This window comes from Streptomyces coeruleofuscus, from assembly GCF_039532725.1.
In the GTDB taxonomy this organism is placed as follows: domain Bacteria; phylum Actinomycetota; class Actinomycetes; order Streptomycetales; family Streptomycetaceae; genus Streptomyces; species Streptomyces coeruleofuscus.
This window is the reverse complement of record NZ_BAAASE010000004.1, coordinates 628,421-647,043: the sequence shown is the minus strand read 5'-3', so window position 1 is coordinate 647,043 and position 18,623 is coordinate 628,421. Positions and strand designations below refer to the sequence as shown.

Annotated in this window: 15 protein-coding genes, 2 tRNA genes and 1 pseudogene; 7 read left to right on the top strand and 11 right to left on the bottom strand. The window is 67.6% G+C overall.

All coding sequences use genetic code 11. The features are described from left to right. Positions 1 to 44: 44 nt before the first annotated feature. From ABFX81_RS18260 to ABFX81_RS18245, 4 genes are all read right to left on the bottom strand, one after another. Positions 45 to 1,115, bottom strand: coding sequence for a conjugal transfer protein (locus ABFX81_RS18260; protein WP_428837195.1), 1,071 nt, complete (start codon positions 1,113 to 1,115; stop codon positions 45 to 47). A gap of 56 nt (positions 1,116 to 1,171) precedes the next feature. Next, on the bottom strand, positions 1,172 to 1,618 hold the full coding sequence (locus ABFX81_RS18255; RefSeq protein WP_086853379.1) for a Pycsar system effector family protein: 447 nt from the start codon (positions 1,616 to 1,618) through the stop codon (positions 1,172 to 1,174). Continuing rightward, complete coding sequence (locus ABFX81_RS18250) at positions 1,615 to 1,884, bottom strand: DUF6284 family protein (RefSeq protein WP_086853377.1); 270 nt, start codon at positions 1,882 to 1,884, stop codon at positions 1,615 to 1,617. The genes ABFX81_RS18255 and ABFX81_RS18250 overlap by 4 nt, the downstream gene beginning before the upstream one ends. Before the next feature lie 95 nt (positions 1,885 to 1,979). Then, positions 1,980 to 2,159: a hypothetical protein gene (locus ABFX81_RS18245; protein ID WP_086853375.1), complete on the bottom strand. Its 180-nt coding sequence runs from the start codon at positions 2,157 to 2,159 to the stop codon at positions 1,980 to 1,982. A 394-nt stretch (positions 2,160 to 2,553) separates the two neighbouring features. Between ABFX81_RS18245 and ABFX81_RS18240 the strand changes: the two genes are divergently transcribed. Next, on the top strand, positions 2,554 to 3,312 hold the full coding sequence (locus ABFX81_RS18240; protein WP_086853373.1) for a GntR family transcriptional regulator: 759 nt from the start codon (positions 2,554 to 2,556) through the stop codon (positions 3,310 to 3,312). After that, the gene (locus tag ABFX81_RS18235; protein WP_428837189.1) at positions 3,309 to 4,010 is read left to right on the top strand and encodes a P-loop nucleotide/nucleoside kinase family protein; all 702 of its coding nucleotides are present in this window, start codon (positions 3,309 to 3,311) and stop codon (positions 4,008 to 4,010) included. Before ABFX81_RS18240 ends, ABFX81_RS18235 begins: the two co-directional genes overlap by 4 nt. A gap of 315 nt (positions 4,011 to 4,325) precedes the next feature. Here ABFX81_RS18235 and ABFX81_RS18230 read toward each other — a convergent pair whose 3' ends face one another. Together ABFX81_RS18230 and ABFX81_RS18225 are read right to left on the bottom strand one after the other, a co-directional pair. Then, positions 4,326 to 6,176 carry a HEAT repeat domain-containing protein gene (locus ABFX81_RS18230; RefSeq protein ID WP_346138327.1) on the bottom strand — a complete coding sequence of 617 codons (1,851 nt, stop codon included), beginning with the start codon at positions 6,174 to 6,176 and terminating at the stop codon, positions 4,326 to 4,328. A gap of 35 nt (positions 6,177 to 6,211) precedes the next feature. Beyond that, a complete protein-coding gene (locus ABFX81_RS18225; protein ID WP_346138326.1) occupies positions 6,212 to 7,213 on the bottom strand; it encodes a phosphorylase family protein in 1,002 nt (333 codons plus the stop codon). 450 nt (positions 7,214 to 7,663) lie between these two features. Between ABFX81_RS18225 and ABFX81_RS18220 the strand changes: the two genes are divergently transcribed. Beyond that, positions 7,664 to 8,056, top strand: coding sequence for a CBS domain-containing protein (locus ABFX81_RS18220; protein ID WP_086853364.1), 393 nt, complete (start codon positions 7,664 to 7,666; stop codon positions 8,054 to 8,056). 70 nt (positions 8,057 to 8,126) lie between these two features. On the opposite strand, the pseudogene ABFX81_RS18215 reads toward ABFX81_RS18220, so the two are convergent. Then, positions 8,127 to 9,577 (bottom strand): annotated as a pseudogene (locus tag ABFX81_RS18215) (catalase). 145 nt (positions 9,578 to 9,722) lie between these two features. Here ABFX81_RS18215 and ABFX81_RS18210 point away from each other — a divergent pair. The 4 genes from ABFX81_RS18210 to ABFX81_RS18195 all read left to right on the top strand — a co-directional run bounded on the left by ABFX81_RS18210 (position 9,723) and on the right by ABFX81_RS18195 (position 12,995). Next, positions 9,723 to 10,139, top strand: coding sequence for a transcriptional repressor (locus ABFX81_RS18210; protein ID WP_086853362.1), 417 nt, complete (start codon positions 9,723 to 9,725; stop codon positions 10,137 to 10,139). 86 nt (positions 10,140 to 10,225) lie between these two features. Then, positions 10,226 to 10,975: an ATP-binding cassette domain-containing protein gene (locus ABFX81_RS18205; RefSeq protein ID WP_086853360.1), complete on the top strand. Its 750-nt coding sequence runs from the start codon at positions 10,226 to 10,228 to the stop codon at positions 10,973 to 10,975. Beyond that, positions 10,972 to 11,835, top strand: a complete 864-nt coding sequence (locus ABFX81_RS18200; RefSeq protein ID WP_086853358.1) for an ABC transporter permease subunit — start codon at positions 10,972 to 10,974, stop codon at positions 11,833 to 11,835. The genes ABFX81_RS18205 and ABFX81_RS18200 overlap by 4 nt, the downstream gene beginning before the upstream one ends. Further along, on the top strand, positions 11,832 to 12,995 hold the full coding sequence (locus ABFX81_RS18195) for an ABC transporter substrate-binding protein (RefSeq protein WP_346138325.1): 1,164 nt from the start codon (positions 11,832 to 11,834) through the stop codon (positions 12,993 to 12,995). Before ABFX81_RS18200 ends, ABFX81_RS18195 begins: the two co-directional genes overlap by 4 nt. Positions 12,996 to 13,043: 48 nt before the next feature. Here ABFX81_RS18195 and ABFX81_RS18190 read toward each other — a convergent pair. The 4 genes from ABFX81_RS18190 to ABFX81_RS18175 form a co-directional block, all read right to left on the bottom strand. Then, positions 13,044 to 13,117, bottom strand: a tRNA-Met gene (locus tag ABFX81_RS18190). A 210-nt stretch (positions 13,118 to 13,327) separates the two neighbouring features. Beyond that, a complete protein-coding gene (locus ABFX81_RS18185) occupies positions 13,328 to 15,151 on the bottom strand; it encodes a tetratricopeptide repeat protein (protein ID WP_346138324.1) in 1,824 nt (607 codons plus the stop codon). 234 nt (positions 15,152 to 15,385) lie between these two features. Continuing rightward, a tRNA-Met gene (locus ABFX81_RS18180) sits at positions 15,386 to 15,459 on the bottom strand. 57 nt (positions 15,460 to 15,516) lie between these two features. Next, on the bottom strand, positions 15,517 to 18,465 hold the full coding sequence (locus ABFX81_RS18175; protein ID WP_346138382.1) for a UPF0182 family membrane protein: 2,949 nt from the start codon (positions 18,463 to 18,465) through the stop codon (positions 15,517 to 15,519). Positions 18,466 to 18,623: the final 158 nt, after the last annotated feature.

Genomic DNA, 18,623 nt, shown 5'->3' with positions numbered 1-18,623 from the left:
CAGACCGCCGTAACCGGTGCAGAGCGAGCCGATCCGCAGGGCCGTCACGCCGCCTCCCCGTCCTGCGCCGTGCGCCCGGCGAGGATCGTGTCGCGCAGCATGCGGGCGTTGGCGGGCGAGGTGTGGATCGCGCGGCGGATACCCTCGGCGGTCACCTTCGCGTCCGGCCAATCGGCCGTCGCCATGCGGGCTTCGGCGAGCAACTCATCCGGGGTGCGCTTGGGGCGCCGGGGCGGTCGGGCCACCTCGGGGAGTCGACCGGTCGCCCGGCGGCTCGGCGGGGTCGATTCCGCCGCGACCGCCCGCACCGGCTTCGCGGCCGGCTCGATCGGGGCGGGGATCGCGGGCATCGGCTTGAGCGGAGGAATCGACTTGCCCAGGTCGACCGCGACCGGATCCGGCACACTCAGCCGAGTCAGCGTCACCACCGGATCCGGAGTCGATTCCCGCAGCTCAGCCGTAGACCGTTTCATGGCGGTCTCGGTGGATTCCTCCGCATTTGCGGGCTGGGCGGGATCGAGGGCGGTCGTGGGGGTGGCGCCGGAGCCGAACATCGAGGCGAGTGCGGCATCTGCACCGGCGGTGACCCGATCCCGTTGGACATCGAGCAGCCTCGATCCGAGTGCCGTGTCGCCGACGCCGACCTTGCGGGCCAGCCGCCACGACTTGCGCTCCGACCACGTCCTGACTCGACCGCTGGGGTGCTGGGTGGCGCGGGCGCGGTGGTAGGCGAGCGCCTGCACCAGGTCGGCGGTGCGGCGCTCGTTCTCCGCGTCGCGGCCGTCGGTGTGGACGACGATCCGCCGGGCGAGGAAAGCCATGCCCTCAGCCGAGACGGACATGCCCATCGGGGTCAGGGCGTAGATCACGGTGCGGCCCGGGTCGGGGGCGGCCATGGCGCCCATGACGGCGGCGGCGGCCGGCAGCGCCCACAGCCCGACCCGCACGATGCGCGGGGAGGACTGGCCCAGCATGGTCAGCCCCAGCAGGACCAGGGCGAGCACCGCGGTGGCGCCCTCACCGGCGGCGAGCGCTCCCAGCGCGGTGCCCTTGCCGTAGGCGTGGCCGATGTTGCTGTACGTGCCGATCCCGCCGAACACGCCCGTGGCGAGCATCGGCACGAACGCGGCCGTCAACACTCCGATCTGAACGCGGGTCAACTTGGTGGGGTTCACCGGGCACCCCCTAGGGTCAGCAGCGCCGCGACGAGGAGCAGCGCCCCGCCGGCCAGGGTGAGGTCGACCGCGCGGCGCAGGGCCGTGAACTTGGCGACCGCCAGCCGGGACAGTCCGGCGATGTCGGCGGCCAGGTCGGTCGCGACGGCGGCGGTGATCTCCTCGGCGGTGAGCGTGGCCCACAGCGGGAATCCGTGCCGGCCGCGCAGATTCGGCCGGGTGGAGCGCAGCAGCAGCCCGGCCGCTACGACCAGCAGCGTGATACCGGCTCCGCCCGCGAGGTAGGCGGGCAGGTTCATCGGCAGGTCCCGGGCGACCGTCCACGCACCGGCCAGCACCGCGCCGACGAACGCCAGCAGGAGACCGGTCTTGGTGTCGGTCCGCGTGATCTCCGCCTTCACCTCGGCGTGCGCGGCCGTCAGGCTCCGTGTGGTGGTGCTCATGCCGCACCCCCGGGCAGGGCAGCGCCGGCGGTGCGGTTGGCCAGGGAGACGCGGGCGGCCAACGCCCGGCGGCGGGCCCGGCGAAGGCGCCGGGTGTCCATCTCGGTCGGGATGCGGTCCAGGGTGATGATCTGCGCGTCCAGCAGCTCGATGTCCGCCTGGACGACGGGCATCTCCTGCTCGATCGCGTCCAGCTCGGCGTCCGTCGGCTCGATCCAGTCGGCGAACGCGGTAACAGCGTCCTGAACAGTAACGATGTGGCTCATTGGGTCGTGTGTCCTCTCACAGGTGAACGGCCCGACAGCGCCCCCGGAGTTGCAGCTCCGGGGGCGCGCCGTTTACGGATGAAGCAGGTCTGAGGTCAGGGGCGAAAGGCCCAGGAGATGAGGCTGCTGACGGCGTCGGTGCAGTCGGTGACCCGACCGGACTCCAACTCGTCGGCCCGGTCCTCCATCCCCTTCGCGGCGGTGTCCTTGCCCCGGCGGCGCAGCACCTGCGCCGCCTCGCGGTTCTTCGCGGCCTGTGCCTTCAGGCGGTCCATGAACAGTCCTCTCGACTGGTGAAGCCCTCGCGGCTCCCCTCAGCGCTGCTCGTACGGGACGAGCAGCGGAGGCAACCGGCCGCCGCAGGAAAGCGGCGGTGCGGCCGAGGTCTTGCTGTCTCCTTCGGGAACACGAGCTCCCGTTTGTAGGCGTATGGAGACGTTGGCCTTTCGGCCTAGCCATCCGGTTGACCAGGGATCCGGTGCCCTCGGCCCGCTCTGTCCCGGGCCCCTTGACCTTGAACGCGCCCTGAACCAGGGCGCCTTAAGGTCCCGCACCCGCTGTTCGGCCGAACCGACCGGCGGGCACATCCCTAAGGTTCCCTAGGGTTCCCTGCGGTGTCAAGCGGTAAGCTAGGGAACCTAAGGGCACTCAGACGAGGGAGCAGACGTAATGGCTGGTCAGGCCGACAATCGGGCGCCGTACGCGCGTATCGCCGCCCACTACGCGGAGCTGATCGCCTCGGGTCAGCTACAGCCCGGAACGCTTCTGCCGAGCATCAAGAAGCTCTCGGAGGAGTGGAACGTAAGCACCGCAACTGCGGAAAAGGCCCTGCGCAAGCTGCGCAACGATGGCCTGGTCAGAGGGATTCACGGGATCGGGACCGAGGTCATGGACCTGCCGGCCCCGATGTCCTCCGGATCCCAGCGTCAGGACCGGGGCCGCCGCACCGGCTCGAGCTGGGGGTCTGGCGAGCGATCCGACTCGCACCAGGCCGCTGTCGTGCCCGCCCCTGCCGAGGTGGCTGAGGCCCTGGACATCGAGCCTGGTTCCGATGTGATCCGCCGACGCCGGGTCTACCGGGACCGACACGGCATCGTGGCGCACAGCACGTCCTGGATCCCTGCTAGGTACGCGAAGCTGATCCCCCAACTGACCATGAGCGAGCGCCTGACCGGGGGTACCTCACTCCAGCTCATCGCCGAGGCGACCGGCCACCCGATCAGCCATCGCATCGACACGGCCTCGGCACGCCTGCTCACAGCCGAGGACGCGCAGCTTCTGGAACTAGACCCCAGTGACCCGCCGGCCGAACCAGTGGTCGTGATGACAGCTAAGTTCGTCAATAGCGAGGGAAGCATCGTGGAGTACGGCGTCGACCTGGGAGGCCCTGGTCGCACGTGGCGGACGGAATCGGAGGTTTCCTCGTGACGGTCATGGATGACACGCTCGCGAGTGTGCTCGAAGACCGCTTGGGCACACTGCTTGCGGCTCGCAGGGCTGGCACAATCACGCCCGAAGCCGAACAAGAGATGACCGCGATCTTCGAGACCCTGACGAGCCCCATGTCCCCACGCCCACCGTTCTGCGTCCTGATGGCCGGCCTTCCCGGCTCCGGCAAGACCACGCTTTCCCGCACACTCACTGATCGCGGGTTCGTACGCCTGTGCCCGGATGAGGAGATGTACCGCCGCCATGGCGTGTATGGGGTCGACTTCCCACGCGGTACCTTCCCGACCCTTGAGCGGCCGGTCCTTGAGGACATCGCGCTTGAGCTGCGCGAGCTACTCCTCGCGGGGCACGATGTCGTGGTTGACCACGGCTTTTGGACTCCGGACGACCGTGCCCGGTGGCAAGCCATCGCGACCGACGCCGGCGCCGCACCGATGCTGGTCTATCTCGAAGCAAGCCATGAAGAACTCTGGTCACGGATCAGTAAACGCAATGAGGATCATGCGCATGATCCGAACGCGATCTACTTCTCCGAGAGCGACCTTCAGCGGTACCGCAACCGTTTCGTCCCTCCCGAGTCGGATGAACCGCACATCACGTTCGCCGGCGATCCTGCGGCCGTGCTCTCCGCACTGGACGCGGCCGCACCTATCGACGAGACGGCACGGAAGGGCTGATGGCCTGGTCAGCGCGTCTGTCCTTCGTCTCAGTTTCCGTCTCATTCATGCCCGTCCGTCGCCGTTCACGGCGGTTCACCGCACGGTCCGAAGTACGGGAATGAATCCAATGCCCTCCCCCGGTCATGAGCGGAACCGGTCCCGTGAGCGCGCTGGTCTCGGACAGATTTGGGACGCTGTCGACGGCTCTGCCCATCTGAACTGCGGGAATGAGCCCATCCCCAGATACCAAGTGAGACATGACTGCTAGCCGTCCCGGACGAAGTATCGGCATCGTTGGACATGGTGTCGCCTCGTTGTCACGCTCTCGTCCCGCTATCCGAGTGCCACCCCTCGCAATCGTGCAGCTACATTCCTCCAGCGATCTTGCCCAGCGACGCTATCGGCATCGGCCCACAGTCGTTCCAACAACAACCCTGCACACTCTGCCCAGTCAGTGGGGGGATCACGCACAATTAGCGTTCGCTCCGTTTCGCGCAGCAGTTCCTCCCTACTGCCAAGAACGCCAGAGGCTTCCGCGAGCCGCAAGAATACATGCCACCGATTCGCGGTATTCGAAATTGCAGCAATTTCCAACAAGCTCCGCAGCGCCCCATATTGAACCCATATGTTGGTATCAACCTTCAGCGTGCGGACCAGATCGTCGATCACTATCACGTCAGGAGAGGCTCCGAGAGCGTGCGCTGCGCGCCAACGAACGGTTGAGAGGTCGGAATGCAATAGTTCACGCAACAGAGACAGCACGCTCTCAGGTTGCGGTGATCGCCGCAGGACGTTCGCCATCGTCCAACCAATCAATGGGTTAGGGGAGCGCATCCCTTCGATGTCGCCGGGCCAGAATTTGGCTGCCCTATTCCGACAGAATAGCTGCTGCCACTCTATGAGCTCATTACCCAAGTGTTGACGCGAAACGATTGAAATGACTGCGTCGACGGACGGCGCGATGAGTAGCGCGTCAGCAAGCTCTCCAGGATGCACGCGCAGGGCATCGCTCACCTGCTCCACAGTGGGCAAGACTCGATCAAATCGCTTTTCTGCGAGAACTGCCAGGATTGCTGTCTCCATACCTTCACTGATACGCCTAGCACCCATACGATCCTCCGCGGCAACGTAGGCGGCCCCGTACAGGTTCCAGTCGTAGACGCACAGCAGAAGATCGTCGGCTCGTTGTGTCTGCTGCTCCAAGACCATTGCGAGAGCGTCAAATGATGTAGCTCGCAAGGTAAGTGCGTCGAACGCATCAAGAGACCAAAGTGCTGGCTGGCCCGCGATATGGGTGGCAGCGAGGTAGTCACTGAGCAAATGATGCACAAACCGAGGAGTCTGAGTATCGATGAGGATACCTGCCCCTGTCAGCTTATTTATTGCAACTTCCCCAACGGCGCGCTTCATCCGTTCTACGTCTATACGTCTACTGGTATTTTTCTGATATTCCTGGAAGGTCGCATCAGCAAGCTCTTGCAACTCGATATCAGTAAGTCGAGCATGCTCGACTAGAAACCGTCGGTGCGTAGTGCTGCGCTGAGACTGAGCGCTGCCTGAACGAACCTTCTCCAGGTAGTAGGGGTTTCCCAGCAGTCCGACCGGAAGCGCTACGTTGTGGGATCTAAGGACATCTTTCACGACCTTGGGGGGAACCGGAGTAAGAGTGGCCAGCTGCCAATCGACCGTTCGAACCTTTCGCCTGTTCAGGCGGTCGGCTACCACAATGCCGAGATTAGGAATGCGGGTGGCCAGGACGTCGACGACTTCGAGAAATGCATTCGCCTGAGGCGGAGATACCTCGTTGAGGCCATCTACTAGGAGCAGGCCCGGTTGTCCCGCGCCCAGAACCTCAACAGGGATCGCAGGTTCCGCCGCTTGCTGAATCGCTCCGATTACAGAAACTGTATCCAGCCCCTCTAGTCCAGCGGAAACATTGAGAGCATCTGCGTATGACACAGGCAGCTCTCGCCCCTGGGCCGATCCGCATATACCGAGCAAGGTGGTCGTTTTCCCAGCGCCGCCACGCGCCTGTATTAGAACGCGGCCCCGTTCAAGAGCTATGGCTGGTAGCGCTGACGTGAGTGTGGGCTGACCTTCGCCGTCTAGAACCTCCTCAAAGGACGAGCACAGGAGTACCTTGTACTGAAATGGATACTGCTGTTCCACGGAAAGCTTTCTCACGGCTCCGTTACGCTGTGCCATCCGAAACTCCGTTGTTAGTCTGGCGGGAAAGACCAACGGTCCGCTCCTGGATCGCGTGGGGTCGGAGGGCGTGGTGATGACAAAAGTCTGGCGATCAGACTACGAGCGTACGCAGCGGCGACCGCTGCTGCGTATTCCTTCCATTGACCCCGCTCAAGCTTATTGTTTTCCAGCAGACCCGGATCGGCCAGTTTTCGGATTTCGGGATCCATATCTGGATCTTCTGCACGAACAGAGTCGCTAATGGCGCGAATGCAAATCCAGATCGGGTTGTAGTGATAGTGGCACCTTAGATCATGTATCGACCGCCCCACGCCAGCCGATTCCATGTCAATCGCGAGCGCCTTGTCGAAAAGCTTAACAATTCTGACCTGATCGTCACTGCTGGGATTTCCTTTGATGCTCTCAGTGGCTACGATCTCCCCAATGTGGACTCTGGGGGTCACCGAGGTAGTGCTAGGGGTCACCGAGGTAGTGGGTGGGTTCAATTTTACGGTTTCGTGCCACGGGTAGTGCCTAATAGCTCTTGCGTGGTCCGTAATCAGCACTGCCGAAGGGTGGTCCAGTGCGTAATAGCGCAGAAATTCTCCTTGCGGAAGACTTGCCGTGTAATCGGCATAGTGGACATAGTTCGCCACGACGATATCTCCGGGCACAGGTCCCGTCCACCGTATTTCGTCGTTACTGATTCGTTCAGCACGCTGGACCCCGCCAGCAACGCCGATTACCACAAAGACCTCGGGGCGGAAGCGCTCTACTAGCCTTCTGATCTGCTCGTTTGCGGGAGAATTAGAACGCTCGGATGCTTGCGCGACAACGAAAGGGTATGTGACGTATTTGACGTTCTTTTCTGCTTGCGCAATCGCGACGCTTTGCGAAATGGGCGCCCACGCCCCCGTCGTATCTACCTCGTAGTTGGCGCCCAGATCATTTTTTACCGCTTCAAACTCCTCGTCGATTATTGTGAGAACCGCGAGGCGAGCATGGCGTCCGTAGCGCCCGCTTATCTGAGTCACATCTGGAACCCCTCGTCCAGGGAAGACAAGTTCAGAAGCGTATGTAAGCCTTGTCCATCTGGTCGTGCCGGCCGTTGGCTCCAGGCTAGGAGTCGAGCAGGACTTGCGCATGGCGAGCGCGCGCCGAGGACCGTTCTTGGTAGACGGCCGCCAGTTCGGCGAGAGCTACCCGTGACACCGGGCCGTCTCTGGGCCGTCCAACGGCGGCCGATGACGACCAACGACGACAGAGGACGAGGGCAAAAGCCCAGCTCTCCGGCGGGCTACCGAGCAACTCCGCAGCCCGCCAGAGCGGCCGTTCAATACCAGCGCTACTGAGCGCGCGCCCGCTGTTACCGAGCGCCCCCTTGTTGCCCCTCCCTTTGCCTGTCACTCTGAGGGTCCGCCCGCTTGTGAATTTGTGAAAAGATGAACAAACGGCGGGGACACTCCCAGGAGGTGGCTCCATCCATGCTCGTCCGTGACGCCATGAGCACTGTCGTCCTGACCATCGGCCCGACCCACACCCTCCGCCAGGCCGCCGCGCTGATGGCCGCCCGCAAGGTCGGCGCGGCCATCGTCCACGACCCCGACGCCGGCGGCATCGGCATCCTCACCGAACGTGACATCCTCATCTCCGTGGGCCAGGGCCAGGACCCCGACACGGAACGCGCCCACGCCCACACCACCACCGACGTCGTGTTCGCCACCCCGGTCTGGACCCTTGAGGAGGCGGCCGCGGCCATGGCGCACGGCGGCTTCCGTCACCTCATCGTCCTCGAGGACGACGAGCCCGCCGGCGTCGTCTCGGTCCGCGACATCATCCGCTGCTGGGCACCGGCGCGTCAGCAGGTGCCCGCCTGACAGTGCGAACGGCCCGGGCTCCCCGAAGGGGCCCGGGCCGTCCCTACCGCAAGCGGTCCAGTGCTGGAGTTCAGCCGCGCAGGGCCTGGACCGCGGCCTCCAGCCGCTTGCCGTAGTCTCCGTCGGCCCGACGGAAGTTGTCGATCGCCCGCTCGACGATGTCGTCCCGCGAGACCTTGGCGATGAAGCCCGCCAGGTTGGCGATCAGCCGCTCCTTCCCGTCCTCGTCCATCAGCCGGTAGAGGTTGCCCGCCTGCACGAAGTCGTCGTCCTCGGCGTGGACCGGGGCCGGGTGGTTGCCCGTCACGCCGCTCACGGCCGTGGCGGACCACAGCGGACGGTCCGTCTGGAACGGGCCGCCGAAGCTGTTCGGCTCGTAGTTCTTCGCGCCCTTGTGGCGGCCGTCGTAGAGATGACCGTCACGGGAGTTGGTGCGCGCCACGGTGGCGTGCGGGCGGTTCACCGGCAGGTGGTCGGCGTTGATGCCGACGCGGTAGCGGTGGGCGTCGCCGTACGCGAAGAGGCGGCCCTGGAGCATCTTGTCCGGGGACGGACCGATGCCCGGCACGAAGTGCGCGGGGCTGAAGATCGACTGCTCGACCTCGGCGAAGATGTTCTCCGGGTTGCGGTTGAGCTCCAGCTTGCCGATCTCGACCGGCGGATAGTCGGCGTGCGGCCAGACCTTGGTCAGGTCGAACGGGTTGAAGCGGTACGTCGCCGCGTCCGCCTCCGGCATGATCTGCACCTGCACGGTCCAGGACGGGAACTCACCGCGCTCGATGGCCTCGCGCAGATCGCGCTGGTGGCTGTCCGGGTCCTCGCCGGCCAGCCTGTCGGCCTCGGCCTGGGTGAGGTTCCTGATCCCCTGGTCGGTCTTGAAGTGGTACTTGACCCAGAAGACCTCGCCGGCCTCGTTCTGCCACTGGAAGGTATGCGAGCCGAAGCCGTCCATGTGGCGGTACGAGGCGGGGATGCCGCGGTCGCCGAACAGCCAGGTCACCTGGTGCGTGGACTCGGGCGACAGGCTCCAGAAGTCCCAGACGTTGTCCGCCTCCGTGGAGCCGGTGTACGGGTCGCGCTTCTGGGTGTGGATGAAGTCCGGGAACTTGATGGCGTCCTTGATGAAGAACACCGGGGTGTTGTTGCCGACGAGGTCGTAGTTGCCCTCCTCGGTGTAGAACTTCAGCGCGAAGCCGCGCGGGTCGCGGACGGCGTCCGCCGCCCCCAGGTTGCCGGCCACGGTCGAGAAGCGCAGGAAGACCTCGGTCTCTTGCCGATCTCGGAGAGGAACGCGGCACGGGTGTACGGGGTGACGTCCGCGGTCACCGTGAAGGTGCCGTAGGCGCCGGCGCCACGGGCGTGCACGACCCGCTCCGGGATGCGCTCGCGGTTGAAGTGGGCGAGCTTCTCCAGCAGGAGCTGGTCCTGGACGAGCACCGGGCCGCCCGCGCCCGCGGTCTCGCTGTTCTGGTTGTCGGCGACCGGAGCCCCGGCCTCCGTCGTAAGCGGTCCCTGCGTCACGTCTGCCTCCTGCGCCATTCCCGACCGTTCCTGTCCCTCGGCCAAAGCCGGTCTCGATCCTACAATAGACATTGTCTAAAGCAAGCAAGACTCTAACTTCACACCTGTTCGCGACCTGGTCCCTTTTACTGTTAGGCTGGTGACCATGAGCGACCTTCTGGAACGGCTGCGCGGACGCGGATGGCGTATGACCGCGCAGCGGCGCGTCGTGGCCGAGGTCCTCGACGGCGAACACGTCCACCTGACGGCCGACGAGGTCCACGCCCGGGCCGTCGCCAAGCTGCCCGAGATCTCCCGGGCGACCGTGTACAACACGCTCGGCGAACTCGTGACGCTCGGCGAGGTGCTCGAGGTCTCCACCGACCAGCGCGCCAAGCGGTACGACCCGAACGCCCACCAGCCGCACCACCACCTGGTCTGCGCCCAGTGCGGCGCGATCCGCGACGTGCACCCGGTGGGCAACCCGCTGGCGGACCTCCCCGACTCGGAGCGCTTCGGCTTCAGGGTCTCGGACGTCGAGGTGACGTACCGCGGCGTCTGCCCGAACTGCGCGGCCGCCTAGTTCTTCGCCGCACGCGAAGCCCCGGCACCGATGGGTGCCGGGGCTTCGCGCTGCCCGCACACTTCCCGTATCTGACGGGTCGTCATATGGTCACCGCCCATGACCTGACGCGCACCTTCGGCCGGGGCCCTCGCGCCGTCGACGCCCTCGGCCCCCTCGACCTGACCGTCGCGCCGGGCGAGTTCGTCTGCCTCGTCGGCCCCTCGGGCTGCGGCAAGTCCACCCTGCTGCGCATCGCCGCCGGTCTGCTCCGGCCCAGCACCGGCACGCTGGAGATCCGCACGTCCAGTCCGCGCCCGGCGGCCATGATCTTCCAGGACTACGGCATCTACGACTGGAAGACCGTCCAGGCCAACGTCCGCTTCGGTCTCGACGTCCAGCGCGTCCCACGCCGGGAGGCGAACGCCCGGGCCGCCGACTGGCTGGCCCGCACGGGCCTCGCCGACTTCGCGCACGCCTACCCGGCGGCCCTCTCCGGCGGCATGCGGCAACGCGTCGCCATCGCCCGCGCGCTTGCGGTCGAGCCCGAACTGCTGCTGATGGGCGAGCCCTTCGCCGCCCTGGACGCCCAGCTCCGCACGATCCTCCAGGACGAGCTGCTGGAGATCACCCAGGCGCTGCGCACCACGACCCTGTTCATCACCCACAGCCTGGAGGAGGCGATCGTCCTCGGCGACCGCGTCCTGGTGATGTCCGCCCGCCCGGGACGGATCATCGCCGAACACCGCCCGCCCTTCCCGCGCCCCCGCACCGGCGACGTCCGCGCCACCGCCGAGTTCACCGCGCTGAAGAGCGAGCTGTGGGACCTGCTGCGCAAGGAGGCGGTGCCCGCATGACCACGGTCGCTCCCGAGGCGAAGGCCTCCGTCCTGGTCCGCCGCCCGGGCCCCCGCGAACTGCACCCCGCACGCACCCATCGCCGCCGCCGCGTCCTGGAGCTCTCCCTCGCCGTGGCCGTACCCCTCCTTCTCGTGCTGCTCTGGCAGCTCGCGGCAGTACGGGGCTGGATCGACGACCGCGTCTACCCGGCACCGTCCACGATCCTCGCCGACGGCTGGGACCGGGCCGCGGCCGGTGACCTGTGGCCGGACGTGTGGGCGACGCTCAGGCGTGTCCTGGCCGGCTACGCCGTCGGCACGGCGGCGGGCTATCTCCTGGGCCTGCTGATGGGCTCGCTGTCGCTGGTGCGGGCCGCCCTGGAACCGCTCCTGGACGCCCTGTACGTCGTACCGAAGCTGGCCCTGCTCCCCGTCTTCCTGAACATGTTCGGCCTGGGCGAGGGCCCGCAGGTGGCCCTGGTCGCGGCCACGGTCTTCTTCTTCGTCTGGATCTCCACGATGTCGGCGGTCATGGCGGTCCCCGACGGCCACCGCGACGCCGGGCGGGTCTTCGGCGCCTCGCCGTGGCAGATGTTCCGCCACGTCCTGCTCCCGGCCTCGCTTCCCGCCGTCCTGGTCGGCGCGCGGATCGCGGCGGGCGTGGCGGTCCTGGTGATCGTCGCCTCGGAACAGATCGCCGCGACCGACGGCCTCGGCCATCTGATCTTCGACTCCCGCGCCCTCTTCCAGAACGACGTGATGTTCGTCGGCATCGTCTGCGTCGCCGTCCTGGGCGTGCTCTTCTCCGAGCTGGTCCGCTGCACCGGCCGGCTGCTCACCCCGTGGGCTCCGCGCGACCGGGGACGGGGGCAGTCATGAGGAAACGTACGAGGGCCGTCAGCAGGGGACGTACGTACGGCCTCACCCTGCTCGGGGCCGCGCTGCTGGCCTCGGCGGCCTGCTCGTCGCCGTCCTCCGGGACCGCCACGCCGAAGGCGGACGCCGGAACGCGCACGGTCCGCCCGGTCGAGGGGTGCGGCGCCGGCTCCTGGACGGACCCGGCCGACCTCGCTCCCGACCGCACCCCGGCCCGCTGCCGCCCGGGCTCCCCGCCCGCCCGGCGGCTCCCCGAGCCCCGCGAGCTGACCATCGCGACGGGCACACTCGGTGCCGAATACGTGGCGCCCCTGCGCGTCGCCCTCGACAAGGGCGAGTTCGCCAAGGAGGGCCTGGACGTCACGCTGAAGGTGCTGCCGACGCCCGAGGCACTCCCGCTGCTGGCGAAAGGGGAGGTCGACGCGCTCTGGGCTGCCCCGGAGGCAGCCGTCATGAACGGCATCCGCGGAGGTTTCGCCATCCGCTGGGTCGCGGGGAACTTCTCGCCCGGCCCGAAGTCCAAGAGCGGCCTGTGGGTCCGGCTGAAGGACGGCGAGACGGCGGCCGCCGTCCGGATGGCCGGCCGGAAACTCGGCACGATGATCGGCAAGGGCTCCGTGATCGCCTATCCCATGGAACAGGCCCTGGAGCGGCACGGCGGCGGCCTCGACCGGATCCGCTACCAGCAACTGGGCTCCGCCGACGTCCTCACGGCCCTGGAGAACGGCGGCGTCGACTCGGCGTGGCTGCTCGACCCCGTATGGCGCCGGGTCGACGGCGAACCCGACTACGCCTTCCTGGGCGGCCAGCCCCCCGGCGAACCCCTGGGCGGCATGCTCTACGGCCCGAGCCTGCTGGACGACGACGTGGACGCGGGAGTGGCACTGCTGCGGGCGTACATCCGCACGGTGAACACGTACTTCGCGGCCGACTACAAGAAGAACGAGAGCTTCGTCACATATCTGGCGAAGCTCCTGCAGACGGACGAGGCGATCCTGCGCTCGACGCCGTCGCTCCGCATGGACTGGGAAATCCGCACCGGCACGACGGACCGCCTCCAGTCCGCCTACCGTGCCCAGGGCGTGGCGGAAGACGATGCGCTCCCCGAGTCGCAGACGGTGACCCGCTCCCTCTACGAGGAGGCGGTGGGACACCGCCGGTAGACACACCGAGGGCCGGAACCCTTTCGGATTCCGGCCCTCGGTCTTCAGTAGCGGGGACAGGATTTGAACCTGCGACCTCTGGGTTATGAGCCCAGCGAGCTACCGAGCTGCTCCACCCCGCGTCGGTGAATGCAACGTTACGTCAACGCGTAGGACGGATGCAAATCGCTTACCCGGAGCTGCGGGCTGCGGTCTTGCCGAGCGGCGGGCAGTCGTGCCGCTGGGGCGGTGTCCGTCCCACGGGAGCGGCACCTCGCACCGCCGAGCTGCGGACCCACCGCGCCCCAGCACCAACGCCGCGCACCATGCGGCCCGCGGTGCGGAACCCGGCATCAAGCAGACAGCTCCTGCCTGAGCGCATCCCGCAGCCGGGCCGCCCGCTCCGCCACGGACGCCGGCCCCAACGCCACCGCCCGGTCGGCCCACCGCTGCCCCTCCGCCAGCTCACCCCGACGCGCGTAGACCAGGGCCAGCCGCAACGCCGCCCGACCGTGCCCGGCGTCAGCCGCCCGCGTCCACCACACCGCCGCCTCGGGCTCACTCCCCTCCCGGGCCAGCAGCAGCCCGAGATTGAACGCGCCGTTGCGGGACCCGGCCTCGGCCGCCTCCCGGTACCACCGAGCCGCCTCGGCGACGTCCCCCCGGGCCGCCGCGAGCATGCCCACCCGCACCTGCGCCCGCCGGTGCCCCTGAGAGGCCGCCCTCTCGTACCACTCCTCGCACTCGCTCCGCCGGTGCACCGGCTCCCCGAGCTCGTGCGCGGGCTCCGGCGGCCGGCGCGCGTCGAGCACGGTCGCCAGCCGGTACGCGGCCTCGGCGCTCCCGCCCCCGGCCGCACAGCGCAGATGCCGCTCCGCCTCCTGCTCGTCGCCGTCCCGCAGCCGGGCCATGCCGACCTGGAGCGCCGCCTCGGTGTGCCCGGCGGCCGCGGCCCGCTCGTACCAGCGCAGCGCGGCCTGCTCCTCGCCCCGGCCGGCGTGCAGGATGCCCAGGTTGAAGGCGGCGTCGACGCTCCCGGCCTCCGCGGCCTTGGAGAACCACGGCTCCGCGCCCTTCTCGTCCCCGGCCCGCAGCAGCAGGATCGCCAGCGCGTTCGCGGCCTCCCGGTGCCCGGCGTAGGCCGCGCGCCGGTACCACTGCTCGGCCGGCGCGGTGCGCCCCTGTTCGGCGCAGAGCAGGCCGAGGTTGTAGGCGCCGTTCACGTCGCCCGCGTCCATCGCGGCGCGGTACCAGCGCTCGGCGGTCTGGGTCTCGCCCCGCTCGGCGTGCAGTGCGCCCAGCGCGTTCGCGGCGTTGCCGTCGCCGTCCTGGGCGGCCCGCAGCCACCACACGGCGGCGTTCTCGGTGTCGCCCGCGTCGCGCAGCAGGAACCCGAGCGCGCAGGCGGCCCGCGCCTCGCCGTCCTTGGCGGACGTCAGGTACCAGCGTCCGGCCTCCTTGAGCTCGCCGCGCTTCTCCAGGATCGTCCCGAGGTGCAGCGCGGCCCGCCGGTGGCCGCGCGCGGCGGCCTGCCGGTACCACTGCTCGACCTCGTCCAGCACCTGGACGCCGTTGTCACCGTCGGCCTCCCGCGCCGCCTTCCGGTCCAGCGCCCGGGCCAGGCGGTACGCCGCCTCCCGGTGCCCGCGCTCGGCCGCGACCCGCATCCACTTCTCGGCCCCGGCGTCGCCGCGGTGCTCCAGCAGGTCGGCGAGGGCGTACGCGCCCAGGGTGTGCCCCTGTTCCGCGGCCTGGCGCAGCCAGTACTCGGCCGCGGGCTCGTCGCCGCGCTCGCGGTGGTGCCGCCCGAGGGCATGCGCGGCGGCCGCGGATCCGGCGACGGCGGCGATCCGCCACCAGCCGGCGGCCTCGTCGGCGTATCCGCGCTGGTGGAGCAGGACTCCGAGGTTGTTGGCGGCGGCCCGGTCGCCCGCGGCGGTGGCGGCACGCAGATGAGGTTCGGCACCGTCGAGATCACCGCGACGCAGCAGCATGGCCCCGAGGACACTCATCGCCTCGACGTCGCCGGCCTCCGCGGCGAGCCGCTGACGCAGCTCTTCGGCCGCCTCGTCGGCGATCTCCCCGGCCTCGTCCGGGGTGTCGGTGTCCTCCCGGCTGGAAGGCTGCACAAAACGCCCTGTCTCGAACAGAGTTGCCTTGTCCCCCATAACGTCCATCGTCGCACCACCTGCAACCTGGGTACACCTGGTATACCGCAGCCAGTGAGGTCACTACAGCGTTTTGTCGACATGCCCACAGAGAGACAAGTCAAACACAGATCGCCCAACTCCCCACGGCGGCGCGGCCGCAGCCCAGGCCAGCACATGCGTTCACACATCACGAAGGCCCGGATTCCTTTGTGGAATCCGGGCCTTCGTGGTCGCTCCGTCACTCGGACTTCGCGATTTCAGTAGCGGGGACAGGATTTGAACCTGCGACCTCTGGGTTATGAGCCCAGCGAGCTACCGAGCTGCTCCACCCCGCGCCGTTGTGTTCACAACCGTATCACGGCGCGAGGTGGGCATTTGACCAGGCCAGGCCCCTAGCTGCTCGGCTTGGGGCTCGGACTGCCGCTCGGCTTCGGGCTCGGGCTGGCGCTCGGCTTGCTCTCGCCGCCCCCGGCACCCCCGCGGCCGGCCTGGGCCTGCGCGTCCTCGGCCCGCTTCAGAGCGTCCTCGAGGTCCTTCTGCGCCCGGCCGTACGCCTCCCAGTCGTTCTCCTTCAGGGCCTCCTGGCCCGCGTCGAACGCCTTCTGCGCGTCCTCCAGGGCCTGTTGGACCGTCGGGTTGTCGGACGTCGGCGGTGGCGTCGTGGTGTCACCCTCGTCCGGTGGCTCGGGAGCCTGGCCCTCCGTACCGAAGATCTTGTTGAGGGCCTCGTCGAGCGTGTTCTCGAAGGCGGTCTGGCCTCCGTAGGTGACCAGCACCTTCCGCAGCAGCGGGTACTTCAGTCCACCACCGCGTACGTAGACCGGCTCCACGTAGAGCAGTCCGCCGTCGAGCGGCACCGTCAGCAGGTTGCCGTACTCGACTTCGGAGTCGCCTCCTCTCAGGAGCCTGATGGACTCGGCGATCTCCTCTTGCGAGTTGAACTGGCTCTGGACCTGTTTGGGTCCGTTGACCGTCGTGTTCGTCGGCAGTTTCAGGATTCTGATCTTGCCGTAGTCACTGGCGCCCGCCTCGGCGTCGACCGCCATGAACGCGCTGAGGTTGTCCCGGCCGTTGGGCGTGAAGGTCGTCGTCAGCGAGAACGACTGGGCCTTCTGGTCGGGCATCCTCATGCTCAGGTAGTAGGGCGGCACCGCGTTGCCCGACCGGTTCGTCGGGTCGTCCGGCACCTGCCAGACCTCGCTGCCGCTGAGGAACGTCGTCGCGTCCCTCACGTGGTAGCGCGTGAGCAGCTCCCGCTGGACCTTGAACAGGTCCTGCGGGTAGCGCAGGTGGTCCATCAGGTCCTTGGAGATGTCACCCTTGGGCTGCACCGTGTCCGGGAAGGCCTTCATCCAGGTCTTCAGGACCGGGTCCTTGGTGTCCCACTGGAAGAGCTTGACCTCGCCGGTGTACGCGTCGACGGTCGCCTTCACCGAGTTGCGGATGTAGTTGACCTGGTTCTGCTGGGCCACCACCGCACGGTTGGTGTTGGCGGCGGTCAGCGAGTCCGCCGTCGTGTCACCGAGGGTCGTACGTGAGGAGTACGGGTATCCGTTGGTCGTCGTGTACGCGTCGACGATCCACTGGATACGGCCGTTCACCACCGCCGGGTAGGCGTCGCCGTCGATGGTCAGCCAGGGGGCGACCGCCTCGACGCGCTCCTTGGGCGTGCGGTTGTACAGGATCCGCGAGCCCTCGCCGATGGCGCCGGAGTACAGGATCTGCGGCTCGCCGAACGCCACCGCGTACGCGGCCCGGTTGACCGGGTTGGAGAGGTTGACCCCGCTGTCGCCCTTGTAGCTGGTGGTCTTCTCGCCGTTGTCGTCGGAGTAGTCGATCTCCTTCTGGGGACCGCCGACGATCGAGTACGTGTCGGTCTTCTCGCCGTAGTAGATCCGCTGCTCGTACGTGCCGAGGTCGCCCTCGGAGGGCAGATCGGACTCCGTGAAGTTCGGCCGGCCCTGGGCGTCGGCGCTGGTGCCCTGGGCGGCGACCACTCCGAACCCGTGGGTGTAACGGAAGTGGTTGTTGATCCAGTTCTTCTTCGGGATGCCCGCCAGGTTCAGCTCACGCAGGCCGATGACCGTGTCCTGCTCCTTGCCGTCCTTGGCGTAGCGGTCGACGTCCAGGTTGTTCGGGAACGCGTAGTAGTTCCTGATCTGCTGGAGCTGCTGGAACGTCGGCGAGACGATGTTCGGGTCCATGATCCGGATGCTCGCCGTGGAGCCGACGTCGTCGCGGAGCGTGGTCTTGTCCTCGGTCTTGCTCGTGCCCGAGTAGTCCGTGACGTTGGTGCCGTCGATGCCGTAGGCCTTGCGCGTCGCCTCGAGGTTCTTCTCGACGTACGGCGCTTCCTTGGCCTGCTCGTTGGGCTGGACCTGGAACTTCTGCACGATCGCCGGGTAGAGGCCGCCGATGAGGATCGCGGACAGCACCATCAGGCCGAAGCCGATCACGGGCAGCTGCCAGGTACGCCGCCAGATGGTGGCGAAGAACAGCAGCGCGCAGATGACGGCGATGCAGAACAGGATCGTCTTGGCCGGCAGGTAGGCGTTGGCGTCGACGTACCTCAGGCCAGTCCAGTTGTCGGTCGCCCTGAAGTCGCTGGACTTGACCGCGAGGCCGTACCGGTCGAGCCAGTACGCGACCGCCTTGAGGGCCACGAAGATGCCGATGAGCACCGACAGGTGCCCGGTGGCCGCCGCCGTGGCGCGGGCGCCGGGGCTGGTGACGCGCAGCCCGCCGTACAGGTAGTGCGTGAGCGCGGCGGCGATCACGGACAGGATCGCGGCGGCGAAGCCGAAGCCGAGCAGGAACCGGTACCAGGGCAGGTCGAAGGCGTAGAAGGAGACGTCCAGCTTGAACTGGGGGTCCTTCTGGCCGAAGGCCACGCCGTTGACCCACATCAGCCAGGTCCGCCACTGGCCCGACGCGGAGGCGCCGGCGATCAGGCCCACCAGGGCCGTGATCCCGAGCAGCAGCCACTTCTTGTAGGGCGCGATGCTCATCCGGTAACGGTCGAGGTTCTGCTGCTCCATGGACATGGCACTCAGCGGCGGCCGCAGCCGGTGCGCCAACCAGATGTTGAAGCCGACCGCGAGGGCCATGAGCAGACCGAAGACGAAGAAGAGCCCGATCTTGGTCCACAGGGTGGTGGTGAAGACCGACGAGTAGTTCACCGACCGGTACCAGAGCCAGTCCGTCCAAAAGCCCGCGAACATGGTGAACACCATGCCGAGGGCGGCCAGGACGCCCAGTGTCATGAGCAGGGTCCGGACACGCCGGGACGGGCGGCCCACTCTGATCCGCGGCCCCGAAGGGCCTCCGCCGCGGTCCGGCATCTGGAAAGCCAAGGTGCGCACCTCGAAGTTCGCTGTTGATTCGTCAGACCCGCGTCTTCACGGGCCGTCAGCGGCCCCCGTGATCGCGGGCCCCCACCTATGCAACTTACTCACCGTTTACTCGGTTCCCGATTCCGGTCGGGAACGAGGCAGGATTG